The sequence below is a fragment of the Streptomyces lincolnensis genome (assembly GCF_001685355.1).
In the GTDB taxonomy this organism is placed as follows: Bacteria; Actinomycetota; Actinomycetes; order Streptomycetales; family Streptomycetaceae; genus Streptomyces; species Streptomyces lincolnensis.
The window spans coordinates 8,221,606-8,248,587 of record NZ_CP016438.1; the positions used below are offsets into that span (position 1 = coordinate 8,221,606).

At 72.0% G+C, this 26,982-nt stretch carries 24 protein-coding genes; 10 read left to right on the plus strand and 14 right to left on the minus strand.

Features of this window, described 5'->3' with window-relative positions:
• The first annotated feature begins 13 nt into the window (after positions 1-13).
• Positions 14-1,423, plus strand: a complete 1,410-nt coding sequence (locus tag SLINC_RS36305) for an MATE family efflux transporter (protein ID WP_067442496.1) — start codon at positions 14-16, stop codon at positions 1,421-1,423.
• A 348-nt stretch (positions 1,424-1,771) separates the two neighbouring features.
• Here the strand turns inward: SLINC_RS36305 and SLINC_RS36310 are convergent, their stop codons facing one another.
• Together SLINC_RS36310 and SLINC_RS36315 are read right to left on the minus strand one after the other, a co-directional pair.
• Positions 1,772-3,001, minus strand: coding sequence for an MFS transporter (locus SLINC_RS36310; protein WP_079164914.1), 1,230 nt, complete (start codon positions 2,999-3,001; stop codon positions 1,772-1,774).
• Between the two features lie 16 nt (positions 3,002-3,017).
• On the minus strand, positions 3,018-3,377 hold the full coding sequence (locus SLINC_RS36315) for an ArsR/SmtB family transcription factor (RefSeq protein WP_067442498.1): 360 nt from the start codon (positions 3,375-3,377) through the stop codon (positions 3,018-3,020).
• A gap of 57 nt (positions 3,378-3,434) precedes the next feature.
• On the opposite strand from SLINC_RS36315, the gene SLINC_RS36320 reads away from it, so the two are divergent.
• Genes SLINC_RS36320 through SLINC_RS36330 form a run of 3 tightly spaced genes read left to right on the plus strand, consistent with a single transcriptional unit; the run spans position 3,435 to position 7,412 of the window.
• On the plus strand, positions 3,435-5,363 hold the full coding sequence (locus tag SLINC_RS36320) for a heavy metal translocating P-type ATPase (RefSeq protein ID WP_170068310.1): 1,929 nt from the start codon (positions 3,435-3,437) through the stop codon (positions 5,361-5,363).
• A 55-nt stretch (positions 5,364-5,418) separates the two neighbouring features.
• Positions 5,419-6,906 carry an AlkA N-terminal domain-containing protein gene (locus SLINC_RS36325; protein ID WP_269466263.1) on the plus strand — a complete coding sequence of 496 codons (1,488 nt, stop codon included), beginning with the start codon at positions 5,419-5,421 and terminating at the stop codon, positions 6,904-6,906.
• Positions 6,907-6,926: 20 nt separating this feature from the next.
• Positions 6,927-7,412: a methylated-DNA--[protein]-cysteine S-methyltransferase gene (locus SLINC_RS36330; RefSeq protein ID WP_067446083.1), complete on the plus strand. Its 486-nt coding sequence runs from the start codon at positions 6,927-6,929 to the stop codon at positions 7,410-7,412.
• Between the two features lie 9 nt (positions 7,413-7,421).
• Here SLINC_RS36330 and SLINC_RS36335 read toward each other — a convergent pair whose 3' ends face one another.
• The 3 genes from SLINC_RS36335 to SLINC_RS36345 form a co-directional block, all read right to left on the minus strand.
• Positions 7,422-8,159, minus strand: a complete 738-nt coding sequence (locus tag SLINC_RS36335) for an SIR2 family NAD-dependent protein deacylase (RefSeq protein WP_067442503.1) — start codon at positions 8,157-8,159, stop codon at positions 7,422-7,424.
• A gap of 109 nt (positions 8,160-8,268) precedes the next feature.
• Positions 8,269-8,763: an NUDIX domain-containing protein gene (locus tag SLINC_RS36340; protein WP_067442504.1), complete on the minus strand. Its 495-nt coding sequence runs from the start codon at positions 8,761-8,763 to the stop codon at positions 8,269-8,271.
• Positions 8,764-8,854: 91 nt separating this feature from the next.
• Entirely contained in the window at positions 8,855-9,928 is a 1,074-nt protein-coding gene (locus SLINC_RS36345) for an ADP-ribosylglycohydrolase family protein (RefSeq protein ID WP_067442506.1), read from the minus strand.
• Positions 9,929-10,120: 192 nt separating this feature from the next.
• Here SLINC_RS36345 and SLINC_RS36350 point away from each other — a divergent pair, with 192 nt between their 5' ends.
• Complete coding sequence (locus SLINC_RS36350) at positions 10,121-11,239, plus strand: glycerate kinase (protein WP_067442508.1); 1,119 nt, start codon at positions 10,121-10,123, stop codon at positions 11,237-11,239.
• 750 nt (positions 11,240-11,989) lie between these two features.
• On the opposite strand, the gene SLINC_RS36355 is transcribed toward SLINC_RS36350, so the two are convergent.
• Positions 11,990-13,186 (minus strand): PucR family transcriptional regulator, encoded by a 1,197-nt coding sequence (locus SLINC_RS36355; protein ID WP_067442510.1) that lies wholly within the window; start codon positions 13,184-13,186, stop codon positions 11,990-11,992.
• 181 nt (positions 13,187-13,367) lie between these two features.
• On the opposite strand from SLINC_RS36355, the gene SLINC_RS36360 reads away from it, so the two are divergent.
• From SLINC_RS36360 to SLINC_RS36380, 5 genes are read left to right on the plus strand one after another with little or no spacing between them, the layout of a single operon-like run.
• Positions 13,368-14,168, plus strand: coding sequence for an ABC transporter ATP-binding protein (locus SLINC_RS36360; RefSeq protein ID WP_067442512.1), 801 nt, complete (start codon positions 13,368-13,370; stop codon positions 14,166-14,168).
• Positions 14,169-14,173: 5 nt separating this feature from the next.
• Positions 14,174-14,938 carry an ABC transporter ATP-binding protein gene (locus SLINC_RS36365; RefSeq protein ID WP_107406731.1) on the plus strand — a complete coding sequence of 255 codons (765 nt, stop codon included), beginning with the start codon at positions 14,174-14,176 and terminating at the stop codon, positions 14,936-14,938.
• The gene (locus SLINC_RS36370) at positions 14,935-15,825 is read left to right on the plus strand and encodes a branched-chain amino acid ABC transporter permease (protein WP_067442516.1); all 891 of its coding nucleotides are present in this window, start codon (positions 14,935-14,937) and stop codon (positions 15,823-15,825) included. The genes SLINC_RS36365 and SLINC_RS36370 overlap by 4 nt, the downstream gene beginning before the upstream one ends.
• Positions 15,818-16,900: a branched-chain amino acid ABC transporter permease gene (locus tag SLINC_RS36375; RefSeq protein ID WP_067442519.1), complete on the plus strand. Its 1,083-nt coding sequence runs from the start codon at positions 15,818-15,820 to the stop codon at positions 16,898-16,900. Before SLINC_RS36370 ends, SLINC_RS36375 begins: the two co-directional genes overlap by 8 nt.
• Positions 16,897-18,168 (plus strand): ABC transporter substrate-binding protein, encoded by a 1,272-nt coding sequence (locus SLINC_RS36380; protein ID WP_067442521.1) that lies wholly within the window; start codon positions 16,897-16,899, stop codon positions 18,166-18,168. The genes SLINC_RS36375 and SLINC_RS36380 overlap by 4 nt, the downstream gene beginning before the upstream one ends.
• Before the next feature lie 44 nt (positions 18,169-18,212).
• Here the strand turns inward: SLINC_RS36380 and SLINC_RS36385 are convergent, their stop codons facing one another.
• The 8 genes from SLINC_RS36385 to ccrA form a co-directional block, all read right to left on the minus strand.
• Entirely contained in the window at positions 18,213-18,776 is a 564-nt protein-coding gene (locus SLINC_RS36385) for a class I SAM-dependent methyltransferase (RefSeq protein ID WP_159425388.1), read from the minus strand.
• A gap of 118 nt (positions 18,777-18,894) precedes the next feature.
• Positions 18,895-19,713: a CDP-diacylglycerol--serine O-phosphatidyltransferase gene (gene pssA / locus SLINC_RS36390; RefSeq protein ID WP_067442524.1), complete on the minus strand. Its 819-nt coding sequence runs from the start codon at positions 19,711-19,713 to the stop codon at positions 18,895-18,897.
• 22 nt (positions 19,714-19,735) lie between these two features.
• On the minus strand, positions 19,736-20,392 hold the full coding sequence (locus SLINC_RS36395; protein WP_037706416.1) for a phosphatidylserine decarboxylase: 657 nt from the start codon (positions 20,390-20,392) through the stop codon (positions 19,736-19,738).
• Positions 20,393-20,562: 170 nt separating this feature from the next.
• Positions 20,563-21,777: an acyl-CoA dehydrogenase family protein gene (locus SLINC_RS36400; protein ID WP_067442526.1), complete on the minus strand. Its 1,215-nt coding sequence runs from the start codon at positions 21,775-21,777 to the stop codon at positions 20,563-20,565.
• A gap of 2 nt (positions 21,778-21,779) precedes the next feature.
• Positions 21,780-22,292, minus strand: a complete 513-nt coding sequence (locus SLINC_RS36405; RefSeq protein WP_067442528.1) for a MaoC family dehydratase — start codon at positions 22,290-22,292, stop codon at positions 21,780-21,782.
• A gap of 5 nt (positions 22,293-22,297) precedes the next feature.
• On the minus strand, positions 22,298-23,257 hold the full coding sequence (locus tag SLINC_RS36410) for an HpcH/HpaI aldolase/citrate lyase family protein (RefSeq protein ID WP_067442530.1): 960 nt from the start codon (positions 23,255-23,257) through the stop codon (positions 22,298-22,300).
• Positions 23,254-25,281: a protein meaA gene (locus SLINC_RS36415; protein ID WP_067442532.1), complete on the minus strand. Its 2,028-nt coding sequence runs from the start codon at positions 25,279-25,281 to the stop codon at positions 23,254-23,256. The genes SLINC_RS36410 and SLINC_RS36415 overlap by 4 nt, the downstream gene beginning before the upstream one ends.
• A gap of 9 nt (positions 25,282-25,290) precedes the next feature.
• Positions 25,291-26,628 carry a crotonyl-CoA carboxylase/reductase gene (gene ccrA, locus SLINC_RS36420; RefSeq protein ID WP_182449322.1) on the minus strand — a complete coding sequence of 446 codons (1,338 nt, stop codon included), beginning with the start codon at positions 26,626-26,628 and terminating at the stop codon, positions 25,291-25,293.
• Positions 26,629-26,982 lie beyond the last annotated feature (354 nt).

Here is a 26,982-nt window from a genome sequence, read left to right on the forward strand (position 1 = left end):
AGAACTGACACCGATGCCGACACCGCTCACTACCCTGCTCCGTGACAGCCGCGCCCTGGCCACCCTCGCCGTACCGCTCGTCCTGACCCAGCTCGCCCAGGTCGCCCTCACCACCACGGACACGGTGATGATGGGGCTCATGGGCGCCGAGGCCCTGGCCGGCGGCGGACTGGCCATGGTGATCTTCAACCAGCTGCGCACCATGGGCGTCGGCATGGTCACCGCGGTGGGCAACCAGGTGTCCACGGCATCCGCCCACGCCGAGGACGCCGAACTCACCGAGGCCGCCCGGGAAGAGGTGCGGGACATCGTCCGCGCCGCCCTCGCGCTGGCCACGCTCTCCGGCCTCGTCGGCGCGCTCGTCATCCTGCTCGTCGGACGGGCCGTGGCCTTCCTCGGCCAGGACCCCGAGGTCGTCGACACCGCCTGGCCGCTCCTCCTCGCCCTCGCCCCCGGTCTGATCCCCTGTCTGTGGTTCCAGACGATCCGCCAGTTCACCGTCGGCATGCGTCGCCCCCAGGCGCTCCTCCAGATCACCATCGCCTCGGTCGCCGTCAACGCTGCCCTCAACTGGGGGCTCATCCACGGCAGTTGGGGCCTGCCCGAACTGGGCCTCACGGGTATCGGCGTCGCCACGTCCCTCGTGTACGGCCTGACCTGCGTCGCCCTGTACGTGTCCGCGCGCCGGGACCCGCTCCTGGCTCCCCTGATGGACATCCGTGTCTGGAAGGCCCGCCGGAGCACCCTGCGCCGGCTCACCGGCCTGGGCCTGCCGATCGCCGCCACCTACGGCTCCGAGGCCGGGTTCTTCTCCGTCGTCGCCCTCCTGATCGGCACGTTCGGCAGTGCCGCCCTGGCCGCCCACACCGCCGTCAACCAGCTCGTCTACATCGTCTTCCAGATCGCCGTCGGCCTCTCCCACGCCGCGTCCATCAACGTCAGCCGCGAACTCGCCCTCGACCGCGTCGCCGCCGCGCGGCGCATCAAGAACACCGCGCTGGCCTGCGCGGCGGCCGTGATGACGGTGGTCGGCGTCCTCTACCTCGCCGTCCCGAAGCTGGTCCTGCGCCCCTTCCTCGACCCCTCGTCACCCGCCGAGGCCGCCGCGATCGACATCGCCACGAGCCTGCTGCTGGTCGCGGCCGCCCTCCAGTTCTTCGACTGTGCCCAGAACATCGGCGTCGGTCTCCTGCGCGGCCTCGACGACACCAGGAGCGGCTTCCGCCTCACCCTCGTCGGCTACTGGCTCATCGGCCTGCCCGCCGCCTGGCTGCTGGGCCGCCCCGCCGGCCTGGACACCGTCGGAGTCTGGCTCGGCCTCCTCACCGGCCTCGCCGCCACCGCGGTGCTGCTGCTGCGCCGCTACAACCGAAGCCTCGCGCTCCGTGCGACGACGAGCGGCGAACCGGCTGCGGCGGCCTGAGGGGGCGGGGGGTTCCTCGGGGCTGACGGGGTTGTCGCCGGGGCATGAGCTGGGTCCGGGGGCTGGTCGGCGGGCGGGAGCGGTCGCCGAGGCTGGGGGTTCGCCGGGGCGTAGACGCTGCGGCGAGGTTGGTCGAGGCCGTGATCCGGGTGCGGTCGGCGTGAGGTCCGCGCGTTCACGGGCACGGCCCAGTCGTCGGCGTGCGCATGGAGATCGAGACCAGAACGGACGCCGAGACCGGGTCACCGTCCCGGCGCGGTGGGTGAGCCGGCGCCCTCACCGAACACGGCGTCCTCACCGGACCCGGCGCCTTCAAGGGACTCGGTGCCCTCACCGGACCCGGCACGGTCACGACGACCGCGCGCAGCCGCCACGCGCCCCACCACGCACGCCGCGCCCGCCGAGCCGAACCACCTCCGGTCGCCCGGAGGCCGTTTCACCGCACCCCGCCACTGCCTCGTCGCCGACCCGCCATCCCACCGCCCCGCACACCAACACCACCGCCAACACCCCGTACCCGTACGACAACGTTGCCGCCGCAGCCACCCCCGCCACCAGCAACGGCCCACCCGCGTCGCCCAGTTCGCGCCCCAGCTCGGCCGCGCCCATGGTCTGCCCGAGCCGTTCCCTCGGGGTCGAGGAGGCGAGTGCGGCGAAGCCCAACGGCGTGATCAGTCCCGTCCCGACGCCGATCAGTGCCGCGGCGAGCAGGACTCCCGTGAGGCCGGGCAGCGTCGCGCAGGCCAGTCCCGCCCCGGCCAGCGCCAGACCGATGCCGAGCCCGCCCCGGGGGCCGATCCGCCCCTCGTCCAGCGCCCGTCCGGCCCGCGGCTGTACCACCGCCGCGCAGGCCGCCAGCACCGGCACCGCGGCGCCGGTCGCCACCGGACCGAGCCCGGCCGCCGTACCGGAGACGGGCAGGAAGCCCACGCCCACCGACAGTGCCGCGGTGGCCCCCGCGAGCGCGGCCGTCGGCACCAGGAACACCGGGTCCGCGAGCCGTCGTACGAGATCCACGACGGTCTGCCGGGAACGCGGGAGCGGGGGTACGACGGGGACGGCGACCAGCGCCCACACGGCCACGAGCGCGCCCAGCCCGGCCAGGACGACGAACAGCAGCCGCAGCCCGCCCGCCCAGACCAGCACCCCGCCGAGCAATGGCCCCAGCGTGTAGCCGACCGACTTGTGGAAGCCGTAACTCCCGAAGGCGCGGCCCTGCTCGGCCGCCGGGTTGAGCCGGGCCACCAGCGCGGACGCGGCGGGGGAGAAGGCCGAGGCGCTCGCCCTCTGTCCGAGCCGCGCGGCCCAGAGCCAACGGGTCGAGTCCGCGACGGCGTACAGCGCGGAGGCCACGGCGAAGGCGATCAGGCCGCCCAGCAGTACGGGCCGCGCCCCGATCCGGTCGGCGAGGGTGCCGAACACCGGCTTCAGCAGCACCTCGGCGCCGTCGTAGAGGGCCAGCAGTCCGCCGAGGACGAGCAGCGAGGTGACCGCGTCCTCGGTGTCCCCGCCGAGGTTCGCGGCGATGCCGTGCGCCCCGAAAGCGGTGGTGAACCCGGCCGCGTACAGCGGCCACAAATGACGTCGGGAGACGTCACCCGGCGGGGTCGTTGAGGCCGAGGCGCAGGTGCTCCACGTGGTAGACGGCCTGGTCGAGGAGTTCGGCGACATGGTCGTCGTGCAGCGTGTACACGACCGACCGGCCGCGTCGCTCGCCCACCACGAGGCCCAGGTTGCGCAGCAGCCGCAGCTGGTGCGAGCACGCCGACTGCTCCATGCCCACCTCCGCGGCCAACTCCGTGGCGGGCAGCGGTCCTTCACGCAGCCGCGCCAGGATCAGCAGCCGGGAGGGGGTGGACAGGGCCTGGAGGGTCGTCGCGACCTTGGCGACATTGTCCGCGTCCAGACGTACGCGCTCCGTGGCTGTCTGCGCTGCGGCGGCTCCATGACCCATGGCGGGTATCTTACTCATCACACATGAACAGATGAATGAGTCTTCATGCGTTCCTGTATGGTGGTGCGGGTGTCCACGACTCTCACCTCCACCGCCGTGCCCACGTCCGCCCGACCCGCGCCCCGCCGCCGCACCCGTGTCCTCGCCCTGCCCGAGGCCCGCTGGGCCCTGGCGGCGACCGTCGCCTTCCTGCTGGGCCTGGCCTTCGACCTGGGCGGCACGCCCGCCTGGCTGTACGGGCCCCTGTACGCGGTCGCCTATGCCACCGGCGGCTGGGAACCGGCCCTCGAAGGACTGCGCGCGCTGCGCGAGAAGACCCTGGACGTCGACCTGCTGATGATCGTCGCGGCCCTCGGCGCCGCCTCGATCGGCCAGGTCCGCGACGGCGCCCTGCTGATCGTCATCTTCGCCACCTCCGGCGCCCTGGAGGCCCTGGCCACCGCCCGCACCGCCGACTCGGTGCGCGGACTGCTCGACCTCGCGCCGACCACCGCGACCCGGCTCACCGACGACGGCCGGGAGGAGACGGTCGCCACCGCCGACCTCGCCGTCGGCGACCTCGTCCTGGTCCGCCCCGGCGAGCGCATCGGCGCCGACGGACAGGTCCTGGACGGGATGAGCGAGGCCGACCAGGCCACCATCACCGGCGAACCCCTCCCGGTCGCCAAGGGCCCCGGCGACGAGGTCTTCGCGGGCACCCTCAACGGCACCGGCGCCCTGCGCGTCCGCGTCGAGCGCGACCCGGCGGACTCGGTGATCGCCCGGATCGTGACCCTGGTCGAGGAGGCCTCCCGCACCAAGGCGCCCACCCAGCTGTTCATCGAGAAGATCGAACAGCGGTACGCGGTCGGCATGGTCGCCGCCACCGTCGCCGTCTTCGCGATCCCGCTCGCCTTCGGCGCCGACCTCACGGCCGCGCTGCTGCGCGCGATGACCTTCATGATCGTCGCCTCGCCGTGCGCGGTCGTCCTCGCCACCATGCCGCCACTGCTGTCCGCCATCGCCAACGCCGGCCGGCACGGCGTCCTGGTCAAGTCGGCCGTCGCGATGGAACGCCTCGGCGAGATCGACGCCACCGCCCTCGACAAGACCGGCACCCTCACCGAGGGCGCCCCCGAGGTGACGGCCGTGACCCCGCGGCCCGGCTCCGGCCTCGACGAGAACGCCCTGCTGGCCCTGGCCGCCGCGGCCGAACACCCCAGCGAGCACCCCCTGGCCCGCGCCGTCGTGACCGCCGCCCGGGCCCGCGGACTGCGGATCGCGCCCGCCGAGGACTTCACCGCGGCACCCGGCCGCGGGGTCACCGCGGTCGTCGAGGGCCGGACCATCACCGTCGGCCGCGCGGACGACGCCGACAGCGACGCCACCGTCGTCCTCGTCACCCGCGACAACGCCCCCGTCGGCACCCTCACCCTCACCGACCGCCTGCGCCCCGACGCCGCCGCGACCACCGCCGCCCTCACCGCGCTGACCGGCACCGCCCCCGTCCTGCTCACCGGCGACAACCCCCGGGCCGCCGCCCGCGTCGCCGACGCCACAGGCCTCACCGACGTCCGCGCCGAACTGCTGCCCGAGGACAAGGTCGCCGCCGTACGCGACCTCCACGCCGCCGGCCGCAAGGTGCTCTTCGTCGGCGACGGCGTCAACGACGCGCCCGCCCTGGCCGCCGCCCACTCCGGCATCGCCATGGGCCGGGCGGGCTCCGACCTCGCGCTGGAGACCGCGGACGCCGTCGTCGTACGCGACGAACTCGTCACCGTCCCGGCCGTCGTGCGGCTCTCCCGCGCCGCCCGTCGCCTGGTCGTGCAGAATCTGGTGATCGCGGGCACCTTCATCACCGGGCTCGTCCTGTGGGACCTGATCGGACACCTGCCGCTGCCGCTCGGCGTCGCCGGGCACGAGGGCTCGACGGTCCTGGTCGGCCTGAACGGACTGCGGCTGCTGAGGGAGTCGGCATGGCGATCCGGCACGGCCCAGGACACGTGAGGTCGATGTCGGATTCTCGCCAGCCTCCGGCCCGGCCGTGGCCGATCCTTGAGGCATGCAGAGGGGAATGCACACCGACACCGAGCGCTGCGTGCGCGCCGTCCGGTCCAAGGACGCGCGGTTCGACGGCTGGTTCTTCACGGCCGTCCTGACCACCCGCATCTACTGCCGGCCCAGCTGCCCGGTGGTGCCGCCCAAACCCGAGAACATGACCTTCCTGCCGAGCGCGGCGGCCTGTCAGCAGGCCGGCTTCCGGGCCTGCAAGCGCTGCCGCCCCGACACCAGCCCCGGCTCCCCGGAGTGGAACCAGCGCGCCGACCTCGTCGCCCGCGCCATGCGGCTCGTCACCGACGGTGTCGTGGACCGCGAGGGCGTCCCCGGCCTCGCCGCCCGGCTCGGCTACAGCACCCGGCAGATCGAACGCCAGCTGCTCGCCGAGCTGGGCGCGGGCCCGCTCGCCCTCGCCCGCGCCCAGCGCGCCCAGACCGCGCGCCTCCTCATCGAGACCACCCCGCTGCCGATGGCGGAGATCGCCTTCGCCGCCGGGTTCTCCTCCATCCGTACCTTCAACGACACCGTGCGCGAGGTCTTCGCGCTGTCCCCGAGCGAGCTGCGGGCCCGGCTGCCGAAGCGGGACGCCCAGGCACCGGCCACCTCCGGCGCCCTCACCCTGCGCCTGCCGTTCCGCGCCCCCCTCAACCCCGACAACCTCTTCGGCCACCTCGCGGCGACCGCCGTCCCCGGGGTCGAGGAATGGCGGGACGGCGCCTACCGCCGGACCCTGCGCCTGCCGTACGGCCACGGCATCGTGGCCCTCACCCCGAAGCCCGACCACATCGCCTGCCGCCTCACCCTCAGCGACCTGCGCGACCTCACGGTCGCCAGTAGCCGCTGCCGGCGCATGCTCGACCTGGACGCCGACCCGGTCGCCGTGGACGACCAGCTGCGCACGGATCCGCTGCTCGCCCCCCTGGTCGACAAGGCCCCCGGCCGACGCGTCCCCCGCACGGTCGACGAGGCGGAGTTCGCCGTCCGCGCGGTCCTCGGCCAGCAGGTCTCCACCGCCGCGGCCCGCACCCACGCCGCCCGCCTGGTCACGGCGTACGGCGATCCGGTCGAGGACCCCGAAGGCGGCCTCACCCACCTCTTCCCGACCCCCGAGCGCCTCGCCGACCTGGACCCCGAGTCGCTGGCGATGCCCCGCACCCGCCGCACCACCTTCACCACCCTGGTCACCCAACTCGCAGACGGATCACTCCAGTTGGGCGTGGAGAGCGACTGGTCCGAGACCCGCGCCCGGCTCCTGGCCCTCCCCGGCTTCGGCCCCTGGACCGTCGACGTCATCGCCATGCGCGCCCTCGGCGACCCCGACGCCTTCCTCCCCACCGACCTCGGCATCCGCCGCGCCGCCCAGGAACTGGGCCTGCCCGCCACCCCGGCGGCCCTCACGGCCCGCGCGGCGGCCTGGCGGCCCTGGCGGGCGTACGCGGTCCAGTACCTGTGGGCGACGGACAGCCACCCCATCAACTTTCTTCCCGTGTAAGGACGTACGCGATGCATGCCATGAAGCACCACACCGTGATCGACAGCCCGTACGGCCCCCTCACCCTCGTCGCCGACGACGGTGTCCTGTGCGGCCTCTACATGACCGAGCAGCGGCACCGCCCGGCCGATGAGACCTTCGGCCCCCGCGACGACCTCCCGGCCTTCGCGGAGGCGACCGACCAGCTGAAGGCCTACTTCGCGGGCGAGTTGAAGGACTTCACCCTCGAACTCCGCCTGCACGGCACCCCGTTCCAGCGCACCGTCTGGGACCGGCTGCGCAGCATCCCCTACGGCGAGACCCACTCCTACGGCCAACTCGCCGGCTCCCTCGGCAATCCCGCCGCCTCCCGAGCCGTCGGCCTCGCCAACGGCAAGAACCCGGTCGGCATCATCGTCCCCTGCCACCGCGTCGTCGGCGCCGACGGCAGCCTCACGGGGTACGGCGGCGGCCTGGACCGCAAGCGCCGCCTGCTGGACTTCGAACGGGGGACGGCGCTGTTCTAGGCGCCCGCTCTACTGGATGCCCGTCTCCCCGAGCCGCCGCAGCAGCTCGGGCAGGGCCGTGCCGATCGGTTCCCGGATCACTTCGTCGGCCCGTTCGTCGTACGGCGTCGGCTCGGCGTTGACGATGATCAGCCGGGCTCCGTGGTCGGCGGCGACGCCCGCGAGCCCGGCGGCGGGCTGGACCTGGAGGCTGCTGCCGACGGCGACGAACACCTGGCACGCCTTGCTGATCGCGAGCGCGTCGCCCAGCACCACCGGGTCGAGGCGCTCACCGAACATCACCGTCGCCGACTTGAGGATCCCGCCGCACTCCAGACACGCCGGATCCTCCTCCCCGGCCTCGACCCGGGCCAGTGCGTCCGCCATCGGCCCGCGGACGTGACACCTGGTGCACACGAACTGCCGTGCGGTGCCGTGCAGTTCGAGCACCTTGCGGGCGGGCATACCGGCCAGCTGGTGCAGCCCGTCCACGTTCTGCGTGATCACCCGCACCGGCACCCCGGCCCGCTCCAGCTCCGCCACGGCGAGGTGCGCCGCGTTCGGCTCGGCCTTCAGCGTCCGGTTCTTCCGCCGCATCTGCCACGAGCGCCGCCTGATCTCCGGATCGCCCATGTAGTACTCGTACGTCACGAGCTTCTCGGCCTCGGGATCCTTCCGCCACAGCCCGTTCGGACCGCGGTAGTCGGGGATCCCGGAGTCGGTGGAGATACCGGCCCCGCTGAGGAGGGCGACGAGGGGCTTGGTCATGGGGCGAGGGTAGGTCGCCCGGACGGGGCGGGGCGACCGCATATCGGGATACGGGGGAGCGGCGACCGCCTGTCGGAGTCGGGCGTCGCCTGTCAGCGCCGGCCCTGCCTCAGGCCACCCGGTGGCCGTTCTCCAGCTCCGCCGTGCCCGAGCCCTCGGTCAGGACGTCCAGGGCGGCGAGGACGCGGCGGCCCAGCGAGCCCGGCAGGTACTCGGGGAGCTCCTCGCGGGGGACCAGGCGCCAGGAGAGCAGCTCCTCCTCCTGGAGGCGGATCGCCTTGAGGGCGTCCTCGGGCAGGACGCCACCGTCGTAGAGGTAGGCCACCACCGGCGGGCGGCCGGCTCCGTGCACCCAGTCCACCGCGAGGAGGCGGCCGAGTTCACGGTCGAGGCCGATCTCCTCCGCGGTCTCACGGCGGGCGCCCTGACGTGGGGTCTCGCCGTCGTCGGACTCGATCGTGCCGCCCGGGAGCGCCCAGCCCTCACGGTAGTTGGGCTCGACGAGCAGCACCCGGCCCGACGCGTCGCGGAAGAGGGCGGCGGCGCCGGCGAGGACGCGGGGGAGACCGGCGATGTACGTGGCGAAGTCCTGGGTGGTGGTCATCCTGGAAGGGTATCCAGCGCCCGGCCCTCGACCGTGTGCGCCGGTTCTCCACCATGTGCGCCGGTCCTCCATCGAGTGCGCCGGCGCGTCCCTACCCCTCCGTCCCCACCAACCGCACCGTCCGCTCCGCCAGTTCGCTGATCCGCACCCCGTCGAAGCCGAACACCGCGCTGTGCACGGTGTCCTCCAGCGGGTCCTTCCACTGCGCCGGGATGGCGTCCGCGCCGGTGAGCACGCCGGCCACCGAGCCCGCGGTGGCGCCGTTGGAGTCGGTGTCCAGGCCGCCGCGGATGGTGAGCGTGATGGTGCGGGTGAAGTCGCCGTCGCCGTACAGGAGCCCGGCGGTGAGCACGGCGGCGTTGGGGACGGCGTGGATCCAGCCGAGCCCGGCGGTCTCCTGAGCCACCGTGGTCAGCGTGTCCTCCCAGGTCATCCGGGCGTCGTGGAGGGACACGACCCGCCGCACGGTCCGCGCGAGGCGGCTGCTCCCGGGGACGACGGCCAGGGCCTGGTCCATGGCCTGCCGGACCGTGCCGGCCGTGAACGCGGCCGAGACCAGTGCCGCCGCCCACATCGCGCCGTAGACGCCGTTGCCGGTGTGCGACAGCACCGCGTCCCGGCGGGCGAGCGAGGCGGCGCGGCGCGGGGCGCCGGGGCAGGTCCAGCCGTAGATGTCGGCACGGATCAGGGCGCCGATCCACTCCTGGTACGGGTTGTCGTAGGTGGCGGTCAGGGGCGGTTTCAGCCCGTTGGCCAGGTTGCGGTACGCGGCCCGCTCGGCGGTGAAGGTCTGGAGGTACGGCAGCCTCAGCAGCCACAGGTCGCCGACCTGCTCGGTGCTGAAGCCGAAGCCGTGGGTCTCCAGGAGGTCGAGGCCGAGGATGGCGTAGTCGACGTCGTCGTCGCGGCAGCTGCCGTGGATGCGGCCGCGCACGCACTGGCGCCACTCGGGGCGCAGCTCGACGCCGTCGCTCTCGCCGACGGGCTCGGGCAGGTAGTCGGTCAGCGGCAGGGCGGCGGCCCGCCGCAGATAGCGGTCGATCCGGTCCCGCGTCCACAGGTCGCCCTGCTCGACCGGCTTGCCGAGCATGTTGCCCGCGATCCGGCCCAGCCAGCCCCCGAGGACGCGGTCGGCGAGCTCTGGCTCGGTGCCCACAGGGGTCATGCTTCCGGTCTACCCGATTCCGGAGCCGTCCGCCCGGGGTTCGGGCCGCCGCGCACCGGGGGCTTGCGGGGCCGTCCCACGGTCCGGGCGGGGCATGACGGCGGGGGTGTCCTGCGGTTAAGGTCGCAGCGGCGCGACTGGCCCCATGTTCGTGGGGCCCGGAGAGCAAGGGGACAACTGGTGACACAGCGGGTGCTCATCGCCGCGGACAAGTTCAAGGGCTCGCTGACGGCCGTGGAGGTCGCCGAGCGGGTGACGGCGGGGCTGCGCCGGGTCGTACCGGGCCTGGAGGTCGAGGCGCTGCCGGTGGCCGACGGCGGCGACGGGACGGTGGCCGCGGCGGTGGCCGCGGGCTTCGAGCGCCACGAGGTGCGGGTCGCAGGGCCCCTCGGCCACGAGGTGACGGCCGCGTTCGCGCTGCGCGGCGACACCGCGGTCGTGGAGATGGCGGAGGCGAGCGGCCTCCAGCGGCTGCCCGCCGGCGTCTTCGCACCCCTTGCGGCCTCCACGTACGGCTCCGGCGAACTGCTGCGCGCCGCCCTGGACGCGGGCGCGCGGACCCTCGTGTTCGGCGTCGGCGGCAGTGCCACCACCGACGGCGGCGCCGGCATGCTGTCCGCGCTGGGCGCGCGGTTCCTGGACGCGGAGGGCGAGCCGGTGGCCCCGGGCGGCGGGGGCCTCGCCGACCTGGCCTCGGCCGACCTGTCCGGCCTCGACCCGCGGCTGGCGTCCGTCGCGTTCGTCCTCGCCAGTGACGTCGACAACCCGCTGACCGGACCGAAGGGCGCCCCGGCGGTCTACGGCCCGCAGAAGGGCGCCTCCCCGGACGACGTGGAGACGCTGGACTCCGCCCTGGCCCACTACGCCGAGGTGCTGGAGAAGACGATCGGCGCGAAGGCCGCGGAACACGCCGCCGCCCCGGGCGCGGGGGCCGCCGGCGGCATCGGCTACGGCGCCCTGCTCGTCGGCGCCCGGTTCCGGCCCGGTATCGAGGTCATGCTCGACGTCCTGGGCTTCGCGGCCGCGCTGGAGAAGACCACGCTGGTGATCACCGGCGAGGGCTCCCTGGACGAGCAGACCCTGCACGGCAAGGCCCCGGCGGGCGTCGCCGCGGCGGCCCGCGCCGCCGGCAAGGAGGTCGTCGCCGTCTGCGGCCGCCTCGCCCTCCCCCCGGAGGCCCTCGGCCGCGCCGGCATCCGCCGCGTCTACCCCCTCACCGACGCCGAGCCCGACGTGGCGAAGTGCATCGCCGACGCGGGCCCCATCCTGGAACGCGTCGCCGAACAGATCGCCCGCGACTTCCTGACCTGACGCCGACCGGGCGGGCCTCCGGTGGGACCAGCGCCGGGCGCCCCGGGCCTCGGACGCCGGCGCCGGGCGGCTCCGCGGCCGTAGCCTCCGGACGTCCCGAGCCTCTGGCGTCCCCGGGCGCTTCCTGGCTCGCGGATCCTTCGGACGGTCCCGAGCCCCGGCCGCCGTCGTCTTCGGGTGCCCTGGGCCTGTGGCCTTTGTTGCTTTCGGGCGTCCCGAGCCTTTGGGGTTCCTGGGCGTTCCCGGCCCGGGCTCTTTCGGGTGGTCCCGGGCCCCGGTCGTCGTTGTCTTCGGGTGTCCTGGGCCTGTGGCCTTTGTTGCTTTCGGGCGTCCCGAGCCTTTGGGGTTCCTGGGCGTTCCCGGCCCGGGCTCTTTCGGGTGGTCCCGGGCCCCGGCCGTCGCCTTCGGGTGCCCTGGGCCTGTGGCCTTTGTTGCTTTCGGGCGTCCCGAGCCTTTGGGGTTCCTGGGCGTTCCCGGCCCGGGCTCTTTCGGGTGGTCCCGGGCCCCGGCCGTCGTCGCCTTCGGGTGCCCTGGATCTCCGGCCCTTGTCGCCTCCGGACGCCCCAGGCCGTCTGGGCTCCCAGGGCCCGGCCCCTTCGGGTGCCCTGCACTCCCCGCGTCCATCGCCCCCAGGCGTCCCGGCCCCGTCCCCGGTCAGCCATCCTCAGCTCCGGTACCGCCCCCGGTCGGGCAGAGCCCCCCAGTCACCCCGCCCCGCCGGGGCGCCGCCGCCAGCAGTCACCCGCCCCCTCACCTCCGCACCCCCGACAACCGATACGCGTCCAAGGCCAACGTCATCTCGATCAGATCCCGCGGTCGGGCCAGGGAGCGTGCCGTCAGTTGTTCCAGCCGCCGGAGACGGTTGAAGACCGTGTTGCGGTGGCAGTAGAGGCGTCCGGCGGCGCGGCCCGCCGAGCCCTCGCAGGTCAGCCAGACGTCGAGGGTCTCCAGCAGGACGGCACGGTCGCCCGGCTCCAGGGTGAGGAGTTCCCCGAACACGTCCGAGACCAGCCGGTCGGCGAGTTCGGGCTGGCTGACCACGAGGGCGGTCGGCATCCGCTGGTCGAGGCGGACGACGGCGGTGGCGTCCGGCGGGCAGGTGCGCAGCGCCAGTTCGGCCAGCCGCCGGGCCCGCCCCAGCTCGGCCAGGCCCGGCACCACAGGACTGATACCGCCGGGCCCCGCGCACCGCCCGTCGAGCGCCCGGGCCACCCCGTCCAGGCCCTGACCGGGGGTGAGCGCCACGACCCCCACCTCGCAGTCCGCCCGCATCCGCCAGATGAACCGGAACCCCGCACCCCCCACCGGCCGCTCGCACGCCTCCCGCCGCTCGGCCCGCAGCACCACCACGACGTACGGCCCGTGCTCCGGCAGATCCAGGCCCGCGGCCGCCCGAGCGGCCAGCCCCGGCGTCTCCTGCCCCTCCAGCAGCGCGTCGAGCAGCGCCTGCAACTGCTCGTCCGTCCGCCGCCGCAGCTCCGCCTCCGTGGCCCGGTACGCCTCCGACGCGGCCTGCGCCTGCGCGTCCACCGCCGACCACACCATCGTCGTCGAGCGCATCAGCGCCCCCAGCCGCTCCGGCTCCCGCCCCGACGCCCCCTCCACCAGCGCGTCCCAGACCAGATAGCCGGCGTTGCGGTAGGCGTGCACCAGCAGGTCCAGCGGCAGCCCCTGCCGGGCCCGCCGCCGGCCCGCGTCCTCGGCGTACTCCAGATCGCGGCGCGGCGAGTCCCGGGGCGCGGAGATCGTCTCGATGCCGACCCGCATCGCCTCCTCGGCCTCCCGCCACTGCTGGTCGTACGGCAGCACCTGCCCGTAGACGGGGGAGTACTCGGTGAGTTGCCGCAGATGCTCGTCCACCAGCTCCGGCACTCGTTCCAGCAGAGCCCCGCAGGACTCGGCGAGCAGCTTCCAGTCATGACCGGTCCGCGGCCGTCGCGCTCCCATGGCCGGAGGATGCCACCGGTGGGCGCCCGCGCACAGGCCCCTGACACGCGACGTTGTGCGCGCGCACAACCCCCGGCCCGGCCCGCTGGGCACCCGCAGCGTTTCGGCCTCGGGCCGTGGACGGACGCCCCCGCCGGTGCTGGGGTGAGCGCCACACCGAGTGACGACAGGGGGGAAGTCCATGGGCGGATCCGGACTGGTCGTACGCGACCTGTCGGTCGGATACGGACCCGTGCGGGCACTGCGCCGCGTGTCTCTGGAGGTGCCCGAGCGAGCCGTGGTGACGGTGCTCGGCGGCAACGGCGCCGGCAAGTCCACGCTGCTGCGGGCGATCAGCCGGACGCTGTCCTTCCACGGCGGCGCGGTCACCGAGGGCGGAGTGACCCTGGGCGGCCGACGGCTCGACCGGCTCCCGCCGGACCGGGTGGTGGCCGCCGGAGTGTCCCAGGTACCGGAGGGCCGGCGGGTGTTCGCCCGGATGACGGTCGCCGACAACCTGCGCGCGGGCGCCCTCGGAGGGGACCGCTCGGGCCGCGCCGCCGCCCTGGGCCGTGTCCACGAGCTCTTCCCCGTGCTCGCCGAACGCGCCGGGCAGCGCGCCGGCCTGCTCTCCGGCGGCGAACAGCAGATGCTCGCCGTCGCCCGCGCCCTGATGGCCGCCCCGAAGGTCCTGCTCCTGGACGAACCCTCGCTCGGCCTGGCCCCGCTCATGGCCGAGCGGATCGCCGACACCGTCCGCGAGATCAACACCCAGGGCACCTCCGTCCTCCTCGTCGAACAGAACGCCGCCCTCGCCCTACGGCTCGCCACGCGCGCGTACGTCCTGGAAGTGGGCGAAGTGACCCTGTCGGGCCCGGCCGCCGAACTGGCCGCCTCCGACGAGGTGCGCCGCCGCTACCTGGGTGTGGTCGACGAGGACGCGGCGGCGGACGCCGAACAGACCGCCGCCACCCGGCGGACGCTCACCCGGTGGAAGGGGTGAGGCCCGTGGACGCCCTGGACATACGCAACCTCACCGTCAGATTCGCCGGCCTCACCGCCCTCGACGACGTCAGCTTCACCGTCCGCCCCGGCACCGTGCACGCCCTCATCGGACCCAACGGCGCCGGCAAGTCCACCTGCTTCAACGTGCTGTCCGGGGTCTACCGGGCCACCGAGGGCAGTGTCCGCTTCGGCGACCACGAGCTGACCGGCATGCCGGCGCACCGCATCGCCGACCTCGGCGTGGCCCGCATCTTCCAGAACCTCGCCCTGCCGCCCCTCGCCACGGTCGAGGACAGCCTGCTCCTCGGACGCCACCGGCTGACCCGGACCGGCTTCCTCGCCGCCGGACTGCGGCTGCCCTCGGCGGCCCGCGAGGAACGGCTGCACCGCGCACGCGTCCGCGAGATCGCCGAGTTCGTCGGCATCGCCGACTGCCTGCACCGCCCGGCCGGCTCCCTGCCGTACGGGCAGCAGAAGCTCGCCGAACTCGCCCGCGCGCTGTGCATGGAGCCGCGCCTGCTGCTCCTCGACGAGCCGGTCGCCGGCATGACCGCCGACGAACGGCGCCGGACCGCCGCCGTCATCGCGGGCGTCCGGGACGGCCTCGGCATCTCGATCGTGCTGGTCGAACACGACATGGGGGTGGTGATGCGGCTCGCGGACGCGGTGACCGTACTGGACTTCGGGCGCCGGATCGCCGACGGCGCCCCCGCCGACGTACAGAACGATCCGGCCGTCGTACGGGCGTACCTGGGGGCCGGGTCATGAGCACCTTCGCCGAGATCCTGCTCAACGGCGTCTCGCTGGGGTCGGTGTACGCCCTCATCGCGCTCGGCTTCGTGGTGATCTTCCGGGCCACCGAGGTCGTCAACTTCGCCCACGCCTCGCTGCTGCTCGCGGGCGGCTATGTCACCGCGACCCTCCACGACGACCTCGGCTTCTGGCCCGCGCTGCTCGTCGGCATCGCGGGCGCCGCGCTCGTGGGAGCGGCCGTGGAGTTCCTGGTGATGCGGCGTTACCGGGGCACCGACCACAGCGTCCTGGCCATCGTCACCATCGGCGTCGACATCCTGCTCACCACCGAACTGACCCGCCGTATCGGCACGGACGTCCTCACGCTCGGCGACCCCTGGGGGGACGCCGTCCTCACACTCGGGCCGATCTCCCTCGCGCACACCCGGATCGCCGCGTTCGTGGCGGCGGCGCTGCTCATCACCGCGTTCCTGCTGGCCTTCCGGTACACCTCGTGGGGCGTGGCGATGCGCGCGGCGGCGGAGAGCGCGGAGACGGCCGCGCTGATGGGCGTACGGCTGGGGCGGGTCTCGCTGGGCGCGTGGGCGGTGGCGGGCGGGCTCGCCGCCGTGGCGGCCCTGTTCCTCACCGTCTTCCCCACGCCGGGGCTGGAACGGGCGACATCACTGGCCGCCCTGAAGGCGTTCCCGGCGGCCATCCTCGGCGGCCTCGACTCCACGACCGGCGCGCTCGTGGGCGGACTGCTGGTCGGTGTCACGGAATCCCTGGCCACCGGCTACCAGAGCGAACTGACGTTCCTCGGGCGCGGTCTCGGCGACCTGGCGCCCTACCTGGTCATGGTCGCGATCCTGCTCGTCCGGCCCGCCGGGCTGTTCGGCACGAAGGAGCCGGCCCGTGTCTGAAGCCCTGGTGCGACCCCTGCGAGCCGTACCCACCCGCCTGTACGTCTGGGCCGCCGGTACCGTCCTCCTCCTCGCGCTGCCCTTCTACCTGGACCGTTTCTGGCTCCAGGCGGGCCTGTTCGCGATGGCCGCCGCGATCGGTGCGATCGGCATCAACCTCCTCACCGGTGCCACCGGCCAGCTCTCCATGGGGCACGCCTTCTTCCTGGCCGTCGGCGCCTACGGCTACTGCGTCTTCGCTGCGGACGGCGGCGACGGCCTCACCGGCCTCGGCCTGCCGACCTGGCTGGCGGCCGTGCTCGCCGTCCTGGTCGCGGGCGTCGCCGGCGGCCTGTTCAGCCCCATCTCGGGCCGGCTCAGCGGCGCCTACCTGGGCATCGCCACCCTCGCGCTGGTCTTCATCGGCCAGCACGTGATGTTCAACGCGCACGACCTGACCGGCGGCGCCAACGGCCGTGACGTACCGCCGCTGAGCCTCTTCGGCCTCACCTTCGACGACCGTGAACTCCTCGTCGCCGCCGTGCCGTTCGGGTCGGCGGAGAAACTCTGGTACGCCGGTCTCGTCCTGCTCCTCGCCGGCGCGCTGTTCGCCCGCGGAGTGCTGCGCGGCCGTCCGGGCCGGGCCATGAACGCCATCCGCGACCACCGCATCGCCGCGGGCGTGCTCGGCGTACCGGTCGCCCGCCACCGCGCGGCCGTCTTCGTGCTGTCGTCGATGTACGCGGGCCTCGCGGGCGTCCTCCTGGCCCTGGTGTTCCAGCGGACGGTGCCGGACTACTTCGGCATCACCCTGTCCCTGGAGTACCTGGCCATGATCGTCATCGGCGGGCTCGGCTCGGTCTCCGGCGCGGTGGCCGGGGCCGTGTTCGTCTCCCTGCTGCCGCAGCTGCTGACCCGCTACAGCGATGCGCTGCCCCTGGTCTCCGCCCCCGGCACGGGCGGGATCGCACCGGGCGAGGCATCCCGGTACCTCTACGGCGCCGCCGTCGTGCTGGTGGTGCTGTTCCTGCCCGGCGGCCTGGTCAGGGTGGCCGCCCGGCGTCGCGTCACAACCCATCCAGGGGAGGAACGATGATCAGGACGTACGGTGCCAGGGCCGCCGCGGGTGCCCTCGCGGCACTGCTCGTGCTGGCCGGATGCAGCTCGAAGGCCAAGGACTCCGACAGCGGGGACGACGGCAAGGCGGCCGCGGGCGGCGTGAAGACCGGCGAGGGCGTCTCCGGCAAGACGATCACGCTCGGCGCGCTCACCGACATGACCGGCGTCTACGCGACCCTCGGCAAGAGCGTCACCCAGGCCCAGCAGCTGTACGTGAAGCAGCTGAACGCCGCCGGTGGCGTCTGCGGCTACAAGGTCCGGCTGTCCGTCCGCGACCACGGCTACGACCCGCAGAAGGCCGTCTCCGGCTACACCGAGCTGGAGCCCGAGGTGCTGGGCTTCGCACAGTTCATCGGCTCGCCGTTCGTCGCCGCGGTCAAGCAGCGCGTCGACGGCCAGGACAAGGTCCTGGTGCTGCCGCAGGCGTGGTCGGCGGCGCTCCTCGGCAGCCCGTACATCCGGGTCATCGGCTCCACGTACGACATCGAGACGATGAACGCCGTCGACTTCCTGATGAAGGAGAAGGGGATCAAGAAGGGGGACAGGATCGGTCACGTGTACTTCGAGGGCGACTACGGCGAGAGCGCCCTGGCCGGCTCCCGGCACATCGCGGGGGAGGCCGGCCTGACCGTCGTGGAGCAGAAGATCAAACCGACCGACAACGACATGACCGCCCAGGTCGCGGCCCTGAAGCAGGCCGGCGTCAAGGCGATCGTCATCAGCGCGGGCCCGCGCCAGGCGGCCTCGCTCGTCGGTGTCGCCGCGGCGGGCGGTTTCGACGTGCCGATCATCGGCAACAACTCCGCCTTCGCGCCCCAGCTCCTCGCCACCCAGGCGGGCCCGGCCCTGGCGAAGAACTACTACGTCTCCTCGCCCTCGCTGCCCATCGGCGCGGACACCCCGGAGGCGAAGAAGCTCGTCGCCGACTACCGGGCGGCCTACCCGAAGGACTCCCTCGACAACGGCGTCGTCGCCGGCTGGACCGCCGCGTCGGCCTTCGGCGAGGCCCTGAAGAAGGCCTGCGCGAGCAAGGACCTCACCAGGGCGGGCGTCGACAAGGCCCTGCTGTCGATCGACTCCTTCGACGTCGGCTTCGGCATCGCCCAGGACTTCACCGACCCGGCGGCCCCGTCGTCCCGGCAGAGCGTGATCCTCCAGCCGGACAAGAGCGTGACGGGCGGCATGAAGGTCGTCCGGGACGCCGGAGCCTCCGAGGTGGCGCAGGCGTACACGCCGGGGGCATGAGAAGGCGGGTGGACGGGACACCCCCGTCCACCCGCTGCCGTACGTCACTTCACCGCGGCGAGCACCAGGTTGAACCCCGTGTCGGCGGCGAGACCCGCCTCCCGGAAGCCCGCCTCGGCGAGCAGTCGGATCCGGCGGGCGGGCCCGCCCTGGTTGCCGAGGCCGTACCGTCCCGGCTGGGCCGGCGAACCCGGCGTGCACAGCGCGGTCGAGGAGGCGTACTCGATCCGGACCGTCGGATTGCCGATGCCGTCCTCCAGCCGGTCCGTCGACCAGGGCTCCACGGCGATCAGCAGCCCACCGTCGGCCAGCACCTCGTGGGCCCGGCGCAGGGCCGCGGGCGGGTCGCCGAGGTCGTGCAGGGAGTCGAAGAAGACGACCACGTCGTACGGGCCGGTCCCGATCCCGGCGGCGTCGGCCACCCGGAACGAGACGTTGTCCGGGCTGCCCGCCTCGATGGCCTTGGCGATCGACGCCTCGTGCGCGTCGAAGCCGGTGACCGTGGACGCCGGCCGGCGCCGCCCGATCAGCAGATCGGCCACCCCGTGGCCGCACCCCACGTCGGCCACCCCAGCCCCGCGCTCCAGCCGCTCCACCAGCCCCGGCACCGCCGGGAACCAGGCCGCCCCGATCTCTCCAGCCCCACGCCCGCCATTGTGGCGGTCCGGGCGCCACAACAAGAGGGCCCGAACCGGAGCGGTTCGGGCCCTTACGACAGTGCGACGGCTACGGCAGCTGGGCCGCCCGTGCCTCACGCCGGTTGTCACGGAAGTTGTGCACCCGGCGGGCCGTGGCGAACAGCGGGATCACCGCGCCCATGACCAGCTGGAGGGCACAGCCCGTCTGAAGAAGCAACTGTCCGCCCGGTGCGTCGAACGCCCAGGCCGCCAGCAGGCCCATGGCCGACACGATCCAGCCGAGCATCGCCACCGCGAGAATGCCGCGCGGCTTCGGGTACTCCACCCGGCTCACCATCAGCCACGCCGTCCCCAGGATGGCCATCAGCGTCGCCTCGAAGGGCAGCTCAAGGAGCACGATCGAGACCACGGTCAGTGCCCCGAACGGTGACGGCATGCCCTGGAAGGTGCCGTCCTTCACCGTCACACAGGAGAACCGCGCGAGTCTGAGTACCACCGCCAGGAGCACCACGATCGCCCCCACCGCCGCCACCCGCTGGGAGGCGTCGGCGGCGACCATGCCGTAGACGAGGACGAAGTACGCCGGTGCCAGGCCGAAGCTGACCAGGTCGGAGAGGTTGTCCAGCTCCGCGCCCATCGGCGAGGAGCGCAGCTTGCGCGCCACCAGGCCGTCGAACAGGTCGAAGACCGCCGCACAGAGCATCAGGATGACGGCGGTGGCCGCGCTGTTGCGGGCCATGCCGGACTCCTGGCTGTCCGTGAGGTGCGGGATCAGGATGCCGGTGGTGGTGAAGTACACCGCCATGAAGCCGCACGTGGCGTTGCCGAGGGTGAGGGTGTCCGCTATTGAGAGGCGGAGAGAAAGGGGCATCTCCTCCTCGTCGTCGGCCTCCTCGGCCTCGGGCACCCAGCCCGCTTGGGTCTCAGGATCAATCACGGTCAATGCGAGTCACCCCAGCCACGGTCTTCTGGCCGACCTCGACCGCGACCTCCACGCCCTCGGGCAGGTAGATGTCGACGCGCGAGCCGAAACGGATCAGCCCGATGCGGTCGCCCTGCTCCACCTTCGTGCCCTGCGGGATGTAGGGCACGATGCGGCGGGCCACTGCACCGGCGATCTGGATCATCTCGATGTCGCCGAGTTCGGTGTCGAAGTGCCAGACTACGCGCTCGTTGTTCTCGCTCTCCTTGTTGAACGCCGGAACGAACCCGCCGGGGATGTGCTCGACGGACGTGACCGTGCCGGAGAGAGGCGCGCGGTTGACGTGGACATTGAGCGGGCTCATGAAGATCGCGACGCGGGTGCGGCCGTCCTTCCACGGCATGATGCTCTGCACCACTCCGTCGGCGGGCGAGATGACCCGGCCCGGGGCGATCTCGCGCTCGGGGTCGCGGAAGAACCACAGCATGCCCGCCGCGAGCGCGGTGGCGGGCACGGCGACGGCCTTGGCGGCGCCGGACTTGCGCGCGCGTACCAGGCTGAGGGCTGCGGTGGCGACCGTCGGGAGGAGCCACGGCGATGCTCCGCGCGCGAGGCGTACGCCTGCCAGGCTGTCGCGAGGTGCAGAGGTTTGGCTGTGGGGCATGGATGACCTTCGTAGCGGATGATGCCGCGCTGCGTGAGGGGGACGGCGGCTTTCCCGGGATGGTACCGGTCGCGGGCCACAACTGGGCAAGCCAGGAAGCCGAGTCGGCGGCTGAAGAGCGTTGACGGGGTGTGATCTTCTTCTCGAGGAAAACACCCCATTCCAGACATCTAGCCCTGGAGTCGATACTCTTCGAGCAGCCTGCGACCGATGATCATTTTCTGGATCTCGGCGGTACCTTCACCGATCAGCAGCATCGGTGCCTCCCGGTAGAGGCGCTCGATCTCGTACTCCTTGGAGAAGCCGTAGCCGCCGTGGATCCGGAAAGCGTCCTCCACGACCTCCTTGCAGTATTCGGAGGCGAGGTACTTCGCCATCCCTGCTTCAAGGTCGTTTCGTTCCCCGGAGTCCTTTTTGCGAGCCGCGTTCACCATCATCGCATGGGCGGCCTCGACCTTGGTAGCCATCTCGGCCAGCTTGAACTGGATGGCCTGGTGCTGGGCGATCGGCTTGCCGAAGGTGTGCCGCTGCTGGGCGTACTGGACGCCGAGTTCGAAGGCGCGCTGAGCGACGCCACAGCCACGCGCAGCCACGTTGACGCGGCCGACCTCCACGCCGTCCATCATCTGGTAGAACCCCCGGCCCGTGGTGCCGCCCAGCACACGGTTGGCCGGAATCCGCAGGTCATCCATGATCAGCTCAGTGGTGTCGACACCCTTGTAGCCCATCTTGTCGATCTTCCCGGGGATGGTGAGGCCGGGGCGGACCTCCCCGAAGCCGGGCTCCTTCTCGATCAGGAAGGTCGTCATCGACTTGTGAGGCTTGGCCGCCGCCTCTTCGGGGGAGTGTCCTTCGTCACTTCGGACGAGTACGGCGACCAGAGTTGACGTTCCGCCGTTCGTCAGCCACATCTTCTGGCCGTTGAGGACGTACTCGTCGCCGTCCCTGACCGCCTTGGAACTGATGGCAGACACGTCCGAACCGAGGCCCGGCTCCGACATCGAGAACGCGCCGCGCACCTCGCCGGCCGCCATCCTCGGCAGGAAGTGGTCCTTCTGCTCCTGCGTGCCGTGCTGCTTGAGCATGTACGCCACGATGAAGTGGGTGTTGATGATGCCGGACACCGACATCCAGCCGCGGGCGATCTCCTCCACGCACAGCGCGTACGTCAGGAGCGACTCGCCCAGACCGCCGTACTCCTCGGGGATCATCAGGCCGAACAGGCCCAACTCCTTGAGCCCGTCCACGATCTGCTGCGGGTACTCGTCGCGGTGCTCCAGGCCGGTCGCGACCGGGATGATCTCCTTGTCCACGAAGTCCCGGACGGTGGAGAGGATCTCCTGCTGGATGTCGGTCAGACCGGCGGTCTGGGCGAGTCGCGCCATGGCTACTTCTCCTGCTCCCTCAGCTGGGGCCGGCCGGGCTGCTCGCCGCCGCGCTCCTTGATGTACGTCTCGGTCGGCACCATCACCTTGCGGCGGAACACGCAGACCAGCGTGCCGTCCTGCTTGTAGCCCTTGGTCTCGACGTGGACGATCCCGCGGTCGTTCTTCGACTTCGAGGGCCACTTGTCGAGCACGGTCGTCTCGCCGTAGATCGTGTCGCCGTGGAAGGTCGGCGCCACGTGCTTGAGCGACTCGATCTCCAGGTTGGCGATCGCCTTGCCGGAGACGTCCGGCACGCTCATGCCCAGCAGGAGCGAGTAGATGTAGTTCCCGACGACGACGTTCTTGCCGAAGTCCGTCGTCTTCTCCGCGTAGTTGCTGTCCATGTGGAGCGGGTGGTGGTTCATGGTAAGGAGGCAGAAGAGGTGGTCGTCGTACTCCGTGACCGTCTTGCCGGGCCAGTGCTTGTAGACGGCCCCGACCTCGAACTCCTCGTAGGTGCGTCCGAACTGCATGGCCGTCACGCCTCCGGGATCTCGAACTTGGTGGTGCGCCGCATGCCGGCCGCGCGTCCCTTGCCGGAGATGACGAGCGCCATCTTGCGGCTGGCCTCGTCGATCATCTCGTCGCCGAGCATCGCCGAGCCCTTTTTGCCGCCCGCCTCGGACGTGTAGTAGTCGTACGCGTCCAGGATCAGCTCGGCGTGGTCGTAGTCCTCCTGGGACGGCGAGAAGATCTCGTTGGACGCCTCTACCTGGCCCGGGTGCAGCACCCACTTGCCGTCGAAGCCGAGCGCGGCGGCGCGCTGAGCGACCTCGCGGTAGCCGTCGAGGTTGCGGATCTGGAGGTAGGGGCCGTCGATCGCCTGGAGGTCGTTGGCGCGGGCGGCCATCAGGATCTTCATCAGGATGTAGTGGTAGGCGTCCGCCGGGTAGCCGGGCGGCTGCTCGCCCACGACCAGCGACTTCATGTTGATCGACGCCATGAAGTCGGCGGGGCCGAAGATGATCGTCTCCACGCGCTGGGACGCCGTCGCGATCTCGTTGACGTTGTTCAGTCCCTGCGCGTTCTCGATCTGCGCCTCGATGCCGATCTTGCCGACCTCGAAGCCCATCGTCTTCTCGATCTGGGTCAGCAGGAGGTCGAGGGCGACGATCTGCTCGGCCGTCTGCACCTTCGGCAGCATGATGCAGTCGAGGTTCTGGCCGGCGCCCTCGACGACCGTGACGACATCGCGGTACGTCCACTCGGTCGTCCAGTCGTTGACGCGTACGACCCTCGTCTTGCCCGTCCAGTCGCCCTCGTTGAGGAACTTGACGATGGTGTGCCGCGCCTCGGGCTTGGCGAGCGGCGCACACGCGTCCTCCAGGTCGAGGAAGACCTGGTCCGCCGGGAGGCCCTGCGCCTTCTCCAGGAAGCGGGGGTTGCTTCCCGGGACCGCGAGACACGAGCGACGGGGACGCAGACGGTTGACGGTCATGCGGGGACCTCCAGGGGGTCGAGCTTGTTCGCTTTCCGGATCTCGTCGACGATGCGGCCGATGATCCCGGTGATGTCGAAGTCCTTCGGGGTGAACACCGCGGCCACTCCGGCGGCCCTGAGCTGCTCGGCATCTCCATTCGGGATGATGCCACCGGCGATCACGGGTATATCTGTGGCACCGGCCACACGGAGCCGTTCCAGCACGTCCGGCACCAGCTGGGCGTGCGAACCGGACAGGATCGACAGGCCGACCGCATGCACGTCCTCGGCGAGGGCCGCGTCCACGATCTGCTCCGGGGTGAGCCGGATCCCCTGGTAGACCACCTCGAACCCGGCGTCACGCGCGCGTACGGCGATCTGCTCGGCGCCGTTGGAGTGCCCGTCCAGGCCCGGCTTGCCGACCAGGAAGCGCAGCTTGCCGACGCCCAGGTCCTTCGCCGTCAGGTCGACCCTGCGGCGGACGTCGGCCATGGCCGAGCCCTCCTCCGCCGGGACCGCGACCGGCGCCGACGACACACCGGTCGGCGCGCGGAACTCGCCGAACACCTCGCGCAGGGCGCCGGCCCACTCGCCGGTCGTCGCCCCGGCGCGGGCGCACTCCAGGGTGGCCTCCATGAGGTTGCCGGTGCCGCGGGCGGCCTCCTTCAGCTTCTCCAGCGCCTTGCACGGCCGCGGGTGGTTGAAGGGAGGCTGGTAGCGGCTGTCCCGCCACTGCTGGAGCGAGGCGATGACACGGGCCTCGACCGCCGGGTCCACCGTCTGGATCGCGGTGTCCAGGTCGGCGGTCAGCGGGTTCGGCTCGGTGCCCTCGAAGATGTTGACACCGACGATCTTCTCCTGGCCGGACTCGATCCGGCCCCGGCGCACGGCGTGCGAGGCGACCAGCTGCGACTTGAGGTAGCCGGACTCGACGGCCGCCATCGCGCCGCCCATCTCCTGGATGCGGTCGATCTCGGCGAGCGACTCCTCGACCAGGCCCGCCACCTTCGCCTCGATCACCTTCGAGCCCTCGAAGATGTCCTCGTACTCCAGCAGATCACTCTCGTACGCCAGCACCTGCTGGATGCGCAGCGACCACTGCTGGTCCCAGGGGCGGGGCAGGCCCAGCGCCTCGTTCCAGGCGGGCAGCTGCACGGCACGCGCGCGTGCGTCCTTGGAGAGGGTCACGGCCAGCATCTCCAGCACGATCCGCTGGACGTTGTTCTCCGGCTGCGCCTCCGTCAGGCCCAGGGAGTTGACCTGGACGCCGTAGCGGAAGCGGCGCTGCTTGGGGTTCTCGATGCCGTACCGCTCACGCGTGATGCTGTCCCAGATGCGGCCGAACGCCCGCATCTTGCACATCTCCTCGACGAAGCGGACACCCGCGTTCACGAAGAACGACAGGCGCGCCACGACATCGCCCATGCGCTCCTGCGGCACCTGGCCGGAGTCGCGCACGGCGTCGAGGACGGCGATCGCGGTGGACATCGCGTACGCGATCTCCTGGACCGGTGTGGCTCCCGCCTCCTGGAGGTGGTAGCTGCAGATGTTGATCGGGTTCCACTTCGGGAGGTGGGAGACCGTGTACGCGATCATGTCCGTCGTCAGCCGGAGCGAGGGCCCCGGCGGGAAGACGTGCGTCCCCCGGGACAGGTACTCCTTGACGATGTCGTTCTGGGTCGTGCCCTGGAGCTGGGTGATGTCGGCGCCCTGCTCCTCGGCGACGACCTGGTAGAGCGCCAGCAGCCACATGGCGGTGGCGTTGATGGTCATCGAGGTGTTCATCTGCTCCAGGGGGATGTCCTGGAACAGCCGGCGCATGTCACCGAGGTGCGCGATCGGCACGCCGACCCGGCCGACCTCGCCGCGGGCGAGGACGTGGTCGGAGTCGTAGCCGGTCTGCGTCGGCAGGTCGAACGCCACCGACAGGCCGGTCTGGCCCTTGGCGAGGTTGCGCCGGTACAGCTCGTTGGACGCCTCGGCCGTGGAGTGACCGGCGTAGGTCCGCATGAGCCACGGCCGGTCCTTCTGACGCTCAGTCATGGACGCCCCTCAGATGTTGCGGAAGCGGTTGATGGCGTCGATGTGCTGGGCGCGCTTCTCCGCGTCGCGCACACCGAGGCCCTCCTCGGGTGCCAGGCACAGCACGCCGACCTTGCCCTGGTGGAGGTTGCGGTGCACGTCGTAGGCGGCCTGCCCGGTCTCCTCCATGGAGTACACCTTGGACAGCGTCGGGTGGATCTTGCCCTTCGCGATGAGCCGGTTGGCCTCCCAGGCCTCGCGGTAGTTGGCGAAGTGCGAGCCGATGATCCGCTTCAGGGACATCCACAGGTAGCGGTTGTCGTACTCGTGGTTGTAGCCCGAGGTCGAGGCGCAGGTGACGATGGTGCCGCCCTTGCGGGTGACATAGACCGAGGCGCCGAAGGTCTCGCGACCCGGGTGCTCGAAGACGATGTCGACGTCCTCGCCGCCGGTGAGTTCGCGGATGCGCTTGCCGAAGCGCTTCCACTCGCGCGGGTCCTGGTGGTGTTCGTCCTTCCAGAACTTGTAGTCCTCGGCGGTGCGGTCGATGATCGCCTCGGCGCCCATCGCCCGGCAGATCTCCGCCTTCTGGGGACTGCTGACGACACAGATCGGGTTGGCGCCACCGGCCAGCGCGAACTGCGTGGCGTACGACCCGAGTCCGCCGCTCGCGCCCCAGATCAGGACGTTGTCGCCCTGCTTCATGCCGGCGCCGTTGCGGGAGACCAGCTGCCGGTAGGCGGTGGAGTTGACCAGCCCGGGCGCGGCCGCCTCCTCCCACGAGAGGTGATCGGGCTTCGGCATCAGCTGGTTGGACTTGACGAGCGCGATCTCGGCGAGCCCGCCGAAGTTGGTCTCGAAGCCCCAGATGCGCTGCTCGGGGTCGAGCATCGTGTCGTTGTGGCCGTCCGAGGACTCCAGCTCCACGGACAGGCAGTGCGCGACGACCTCGTCACCGGGCTGCCAGGCGTTGACGCCGGGACCGGTGCGCAGGACGACACCCGCGAGGTCGGAGCCGATGATGTGGTACGGCAGGTCGTGGCGCTTGGCCAGGTCGTTGGTGCGGCCGTAGCGCTCCAGGAACCCGAAGGTCGACAGCGGCTCGAAGATCGAGGTCCACACCGAGTTGTAGTTGACCGAGGAGGCCATGACGGCCACCAGGGCCTCGCCGGGGCCGAGTTCCGGCACCGGCACGTCGTCGAGGTGGATCGACTTGCGGGGGTCCTTGTCGCGGGTGCTGAGCCCCGCGAACATCTCCGTCTCGTCCTTGTGCACGGTGATGGCACGGTACGACTCGGGGAGCGGCAGAGCGGCGAAGTCGGCCGAAGTCGATTCGGGCGACTGGATCGCGTCCAGGATGTCCTTCACGGTCACGGTGTTGCCTCCGGCGGTGAGCGCCCTGAGGGAGGGGCGCCGATGGTTACGTCGGTGCTGCTGAGGGTGGGTGGAAAGTGCCGTCGGTTCGGCGGGTGGTGCTGTTCGGCAGCGCTTTGTGGCGCGGGAGGTTGCCTGTGACGCAGGCGTCCGGGCGCGCAGGCCATGAGCTTGCGGGGACAGCCGGCGTACGAAAGGTCGCTGCACGCCGGCCGCCCGGACTCTTTCAACGTATGGCACCGCGTGTCACCGTGCAAGGCACTCGGTGCCAGAAAGTTCGCTCAGGTGAAATCTTTACGTAACAGGTGAGCGATGATCGATCGTTCTGCGCCCTCACGCAGGCCGGAG

Excerpts from the sequence above, each read along its gene's own strand:
- SLINC_RS36410 (WP_067442530.1), bottom strand. The coding sequence starts at position 23,257 with ATGACCGTCAACCGTCTGCGTCCCCGTCGCTCGTGTCTCGCGGTCCCG.
- SLINC_RS36345 (WP_067442506.1), bottom strand. The coding sequence starts at position 9,928 with ATGACCCCTGTGGGCACCGAGCCAGAGCTCGCCGACCGCGTCCTCGGG.
- SLINC_RS36320 (WP_170068310.1), top strand. The coding sequence starts at position 3,435 with ATGGTGGTGCGGGTGTCCACGACTCTCACCTCCACCGCCGTGCCCACG.
- SLINC_RS36305 (WP_067442496.1), top strand. The coding sequence starts at position 14 with ATGCCGACACCGCTCACTACCCTGCTCCGTGACAGCCGCGCCCTGGCC.
- SLINC_RS36340 (WP_067442504.1), bottom strand. The coding sequence starts at position 8,763 with ATGACCACCACCCAGGACTTCGCCACGTACATCGCCGGTCTCCCCCGC.
- SLINC_RS36355 (WP_067442510.1), bottom strand. The coding sequence starts at position 13,186 with ATGGGAGCGCGACGGCCGCGGACCGGTCATGACTGGAAGCTGCTCGCC.
- SLINC_RS36400 (WP_067442526.1), bottom strand. The coding sequence starts at position 21,777 with ATGGCGCGACTCGCCCAGACCGCCGGTCTGACCGACATCCAGCAGGAG.
- SLINC_RS36315 (WP_067442498.1), bottom strand. The coding sequence starts at position 3,377 with ATGGGTCATGGAGCCGCCGCAGCGCAGACAGCCACGGAGCGCGTACGT.
- SLINC_RS36330 (WP_067446083.1), top strand. The coding sequence starts at position 6,927 with ATGAAGCACCACACCGTGATCGACAGCCCGTACGGCCCCCTCACCCTC.
- SLINC_RS36405 (WP_067442528.1), bottom strand. The coding sequence starts at position 22,292 with ATGCAGTTCGGACGCACCTACGAGGAGTTCGAGGTCGGGGCCGTCTAC.
- SLINC_RS36380 (WP_067442521.1), top strand. The coding sequence starts at position 16,897 with ATGATCAGGACGTACGGTGCCAGGGCCGCCGCGGGTGCCCTCGCGGCA.
- SLINC_RS36370 (WP_067442516.1), top strand. The coding sequence starts at position 14,935 with ATGAGCACCTTCGCCGAGATCCTGCTCAACGGCGTCTCGCTGGGGTCG.
- SLINC_RS36325 (WP_269466263.1), top strand. The coding sequence starts at position 5,419 with ATGCAGAGGGGAATGCACACCGACACCGAGCGCTGCGTGCGCGCCGTC.
- SLINC_RS36360 (WP_067442512.1), top strand. The coding sequence starts at position 13,368 with ATGGGCGGATCCGGACTGGTCGTACGCGACCTGTCGGTCGGATACGGA.
- SLINC_RS36415 (WP_067442532.1), bottom strand. The coding sequence starts at position 25,281 with ATGACTGAGCGTCAGAAGGACCGGCCGTGGCTCATGCGGACCTACGCC.
- SLINC_RS36335 (WP_067442503.1), bottom strand. The coding sequence starts at position 8,159 with ATGACCAAGCCCCTCGTCGCCCTCCTCAGCGGGGCCGGTATCTCCACC.
- SLINC_RS36395 (WP_037706416.1), bottom strand. The coding sequence starts at position 20,392 with ATGCCCCACAGCCAAACCTCTGCACCTCGCGACAGCCTGGCAGGCGTA.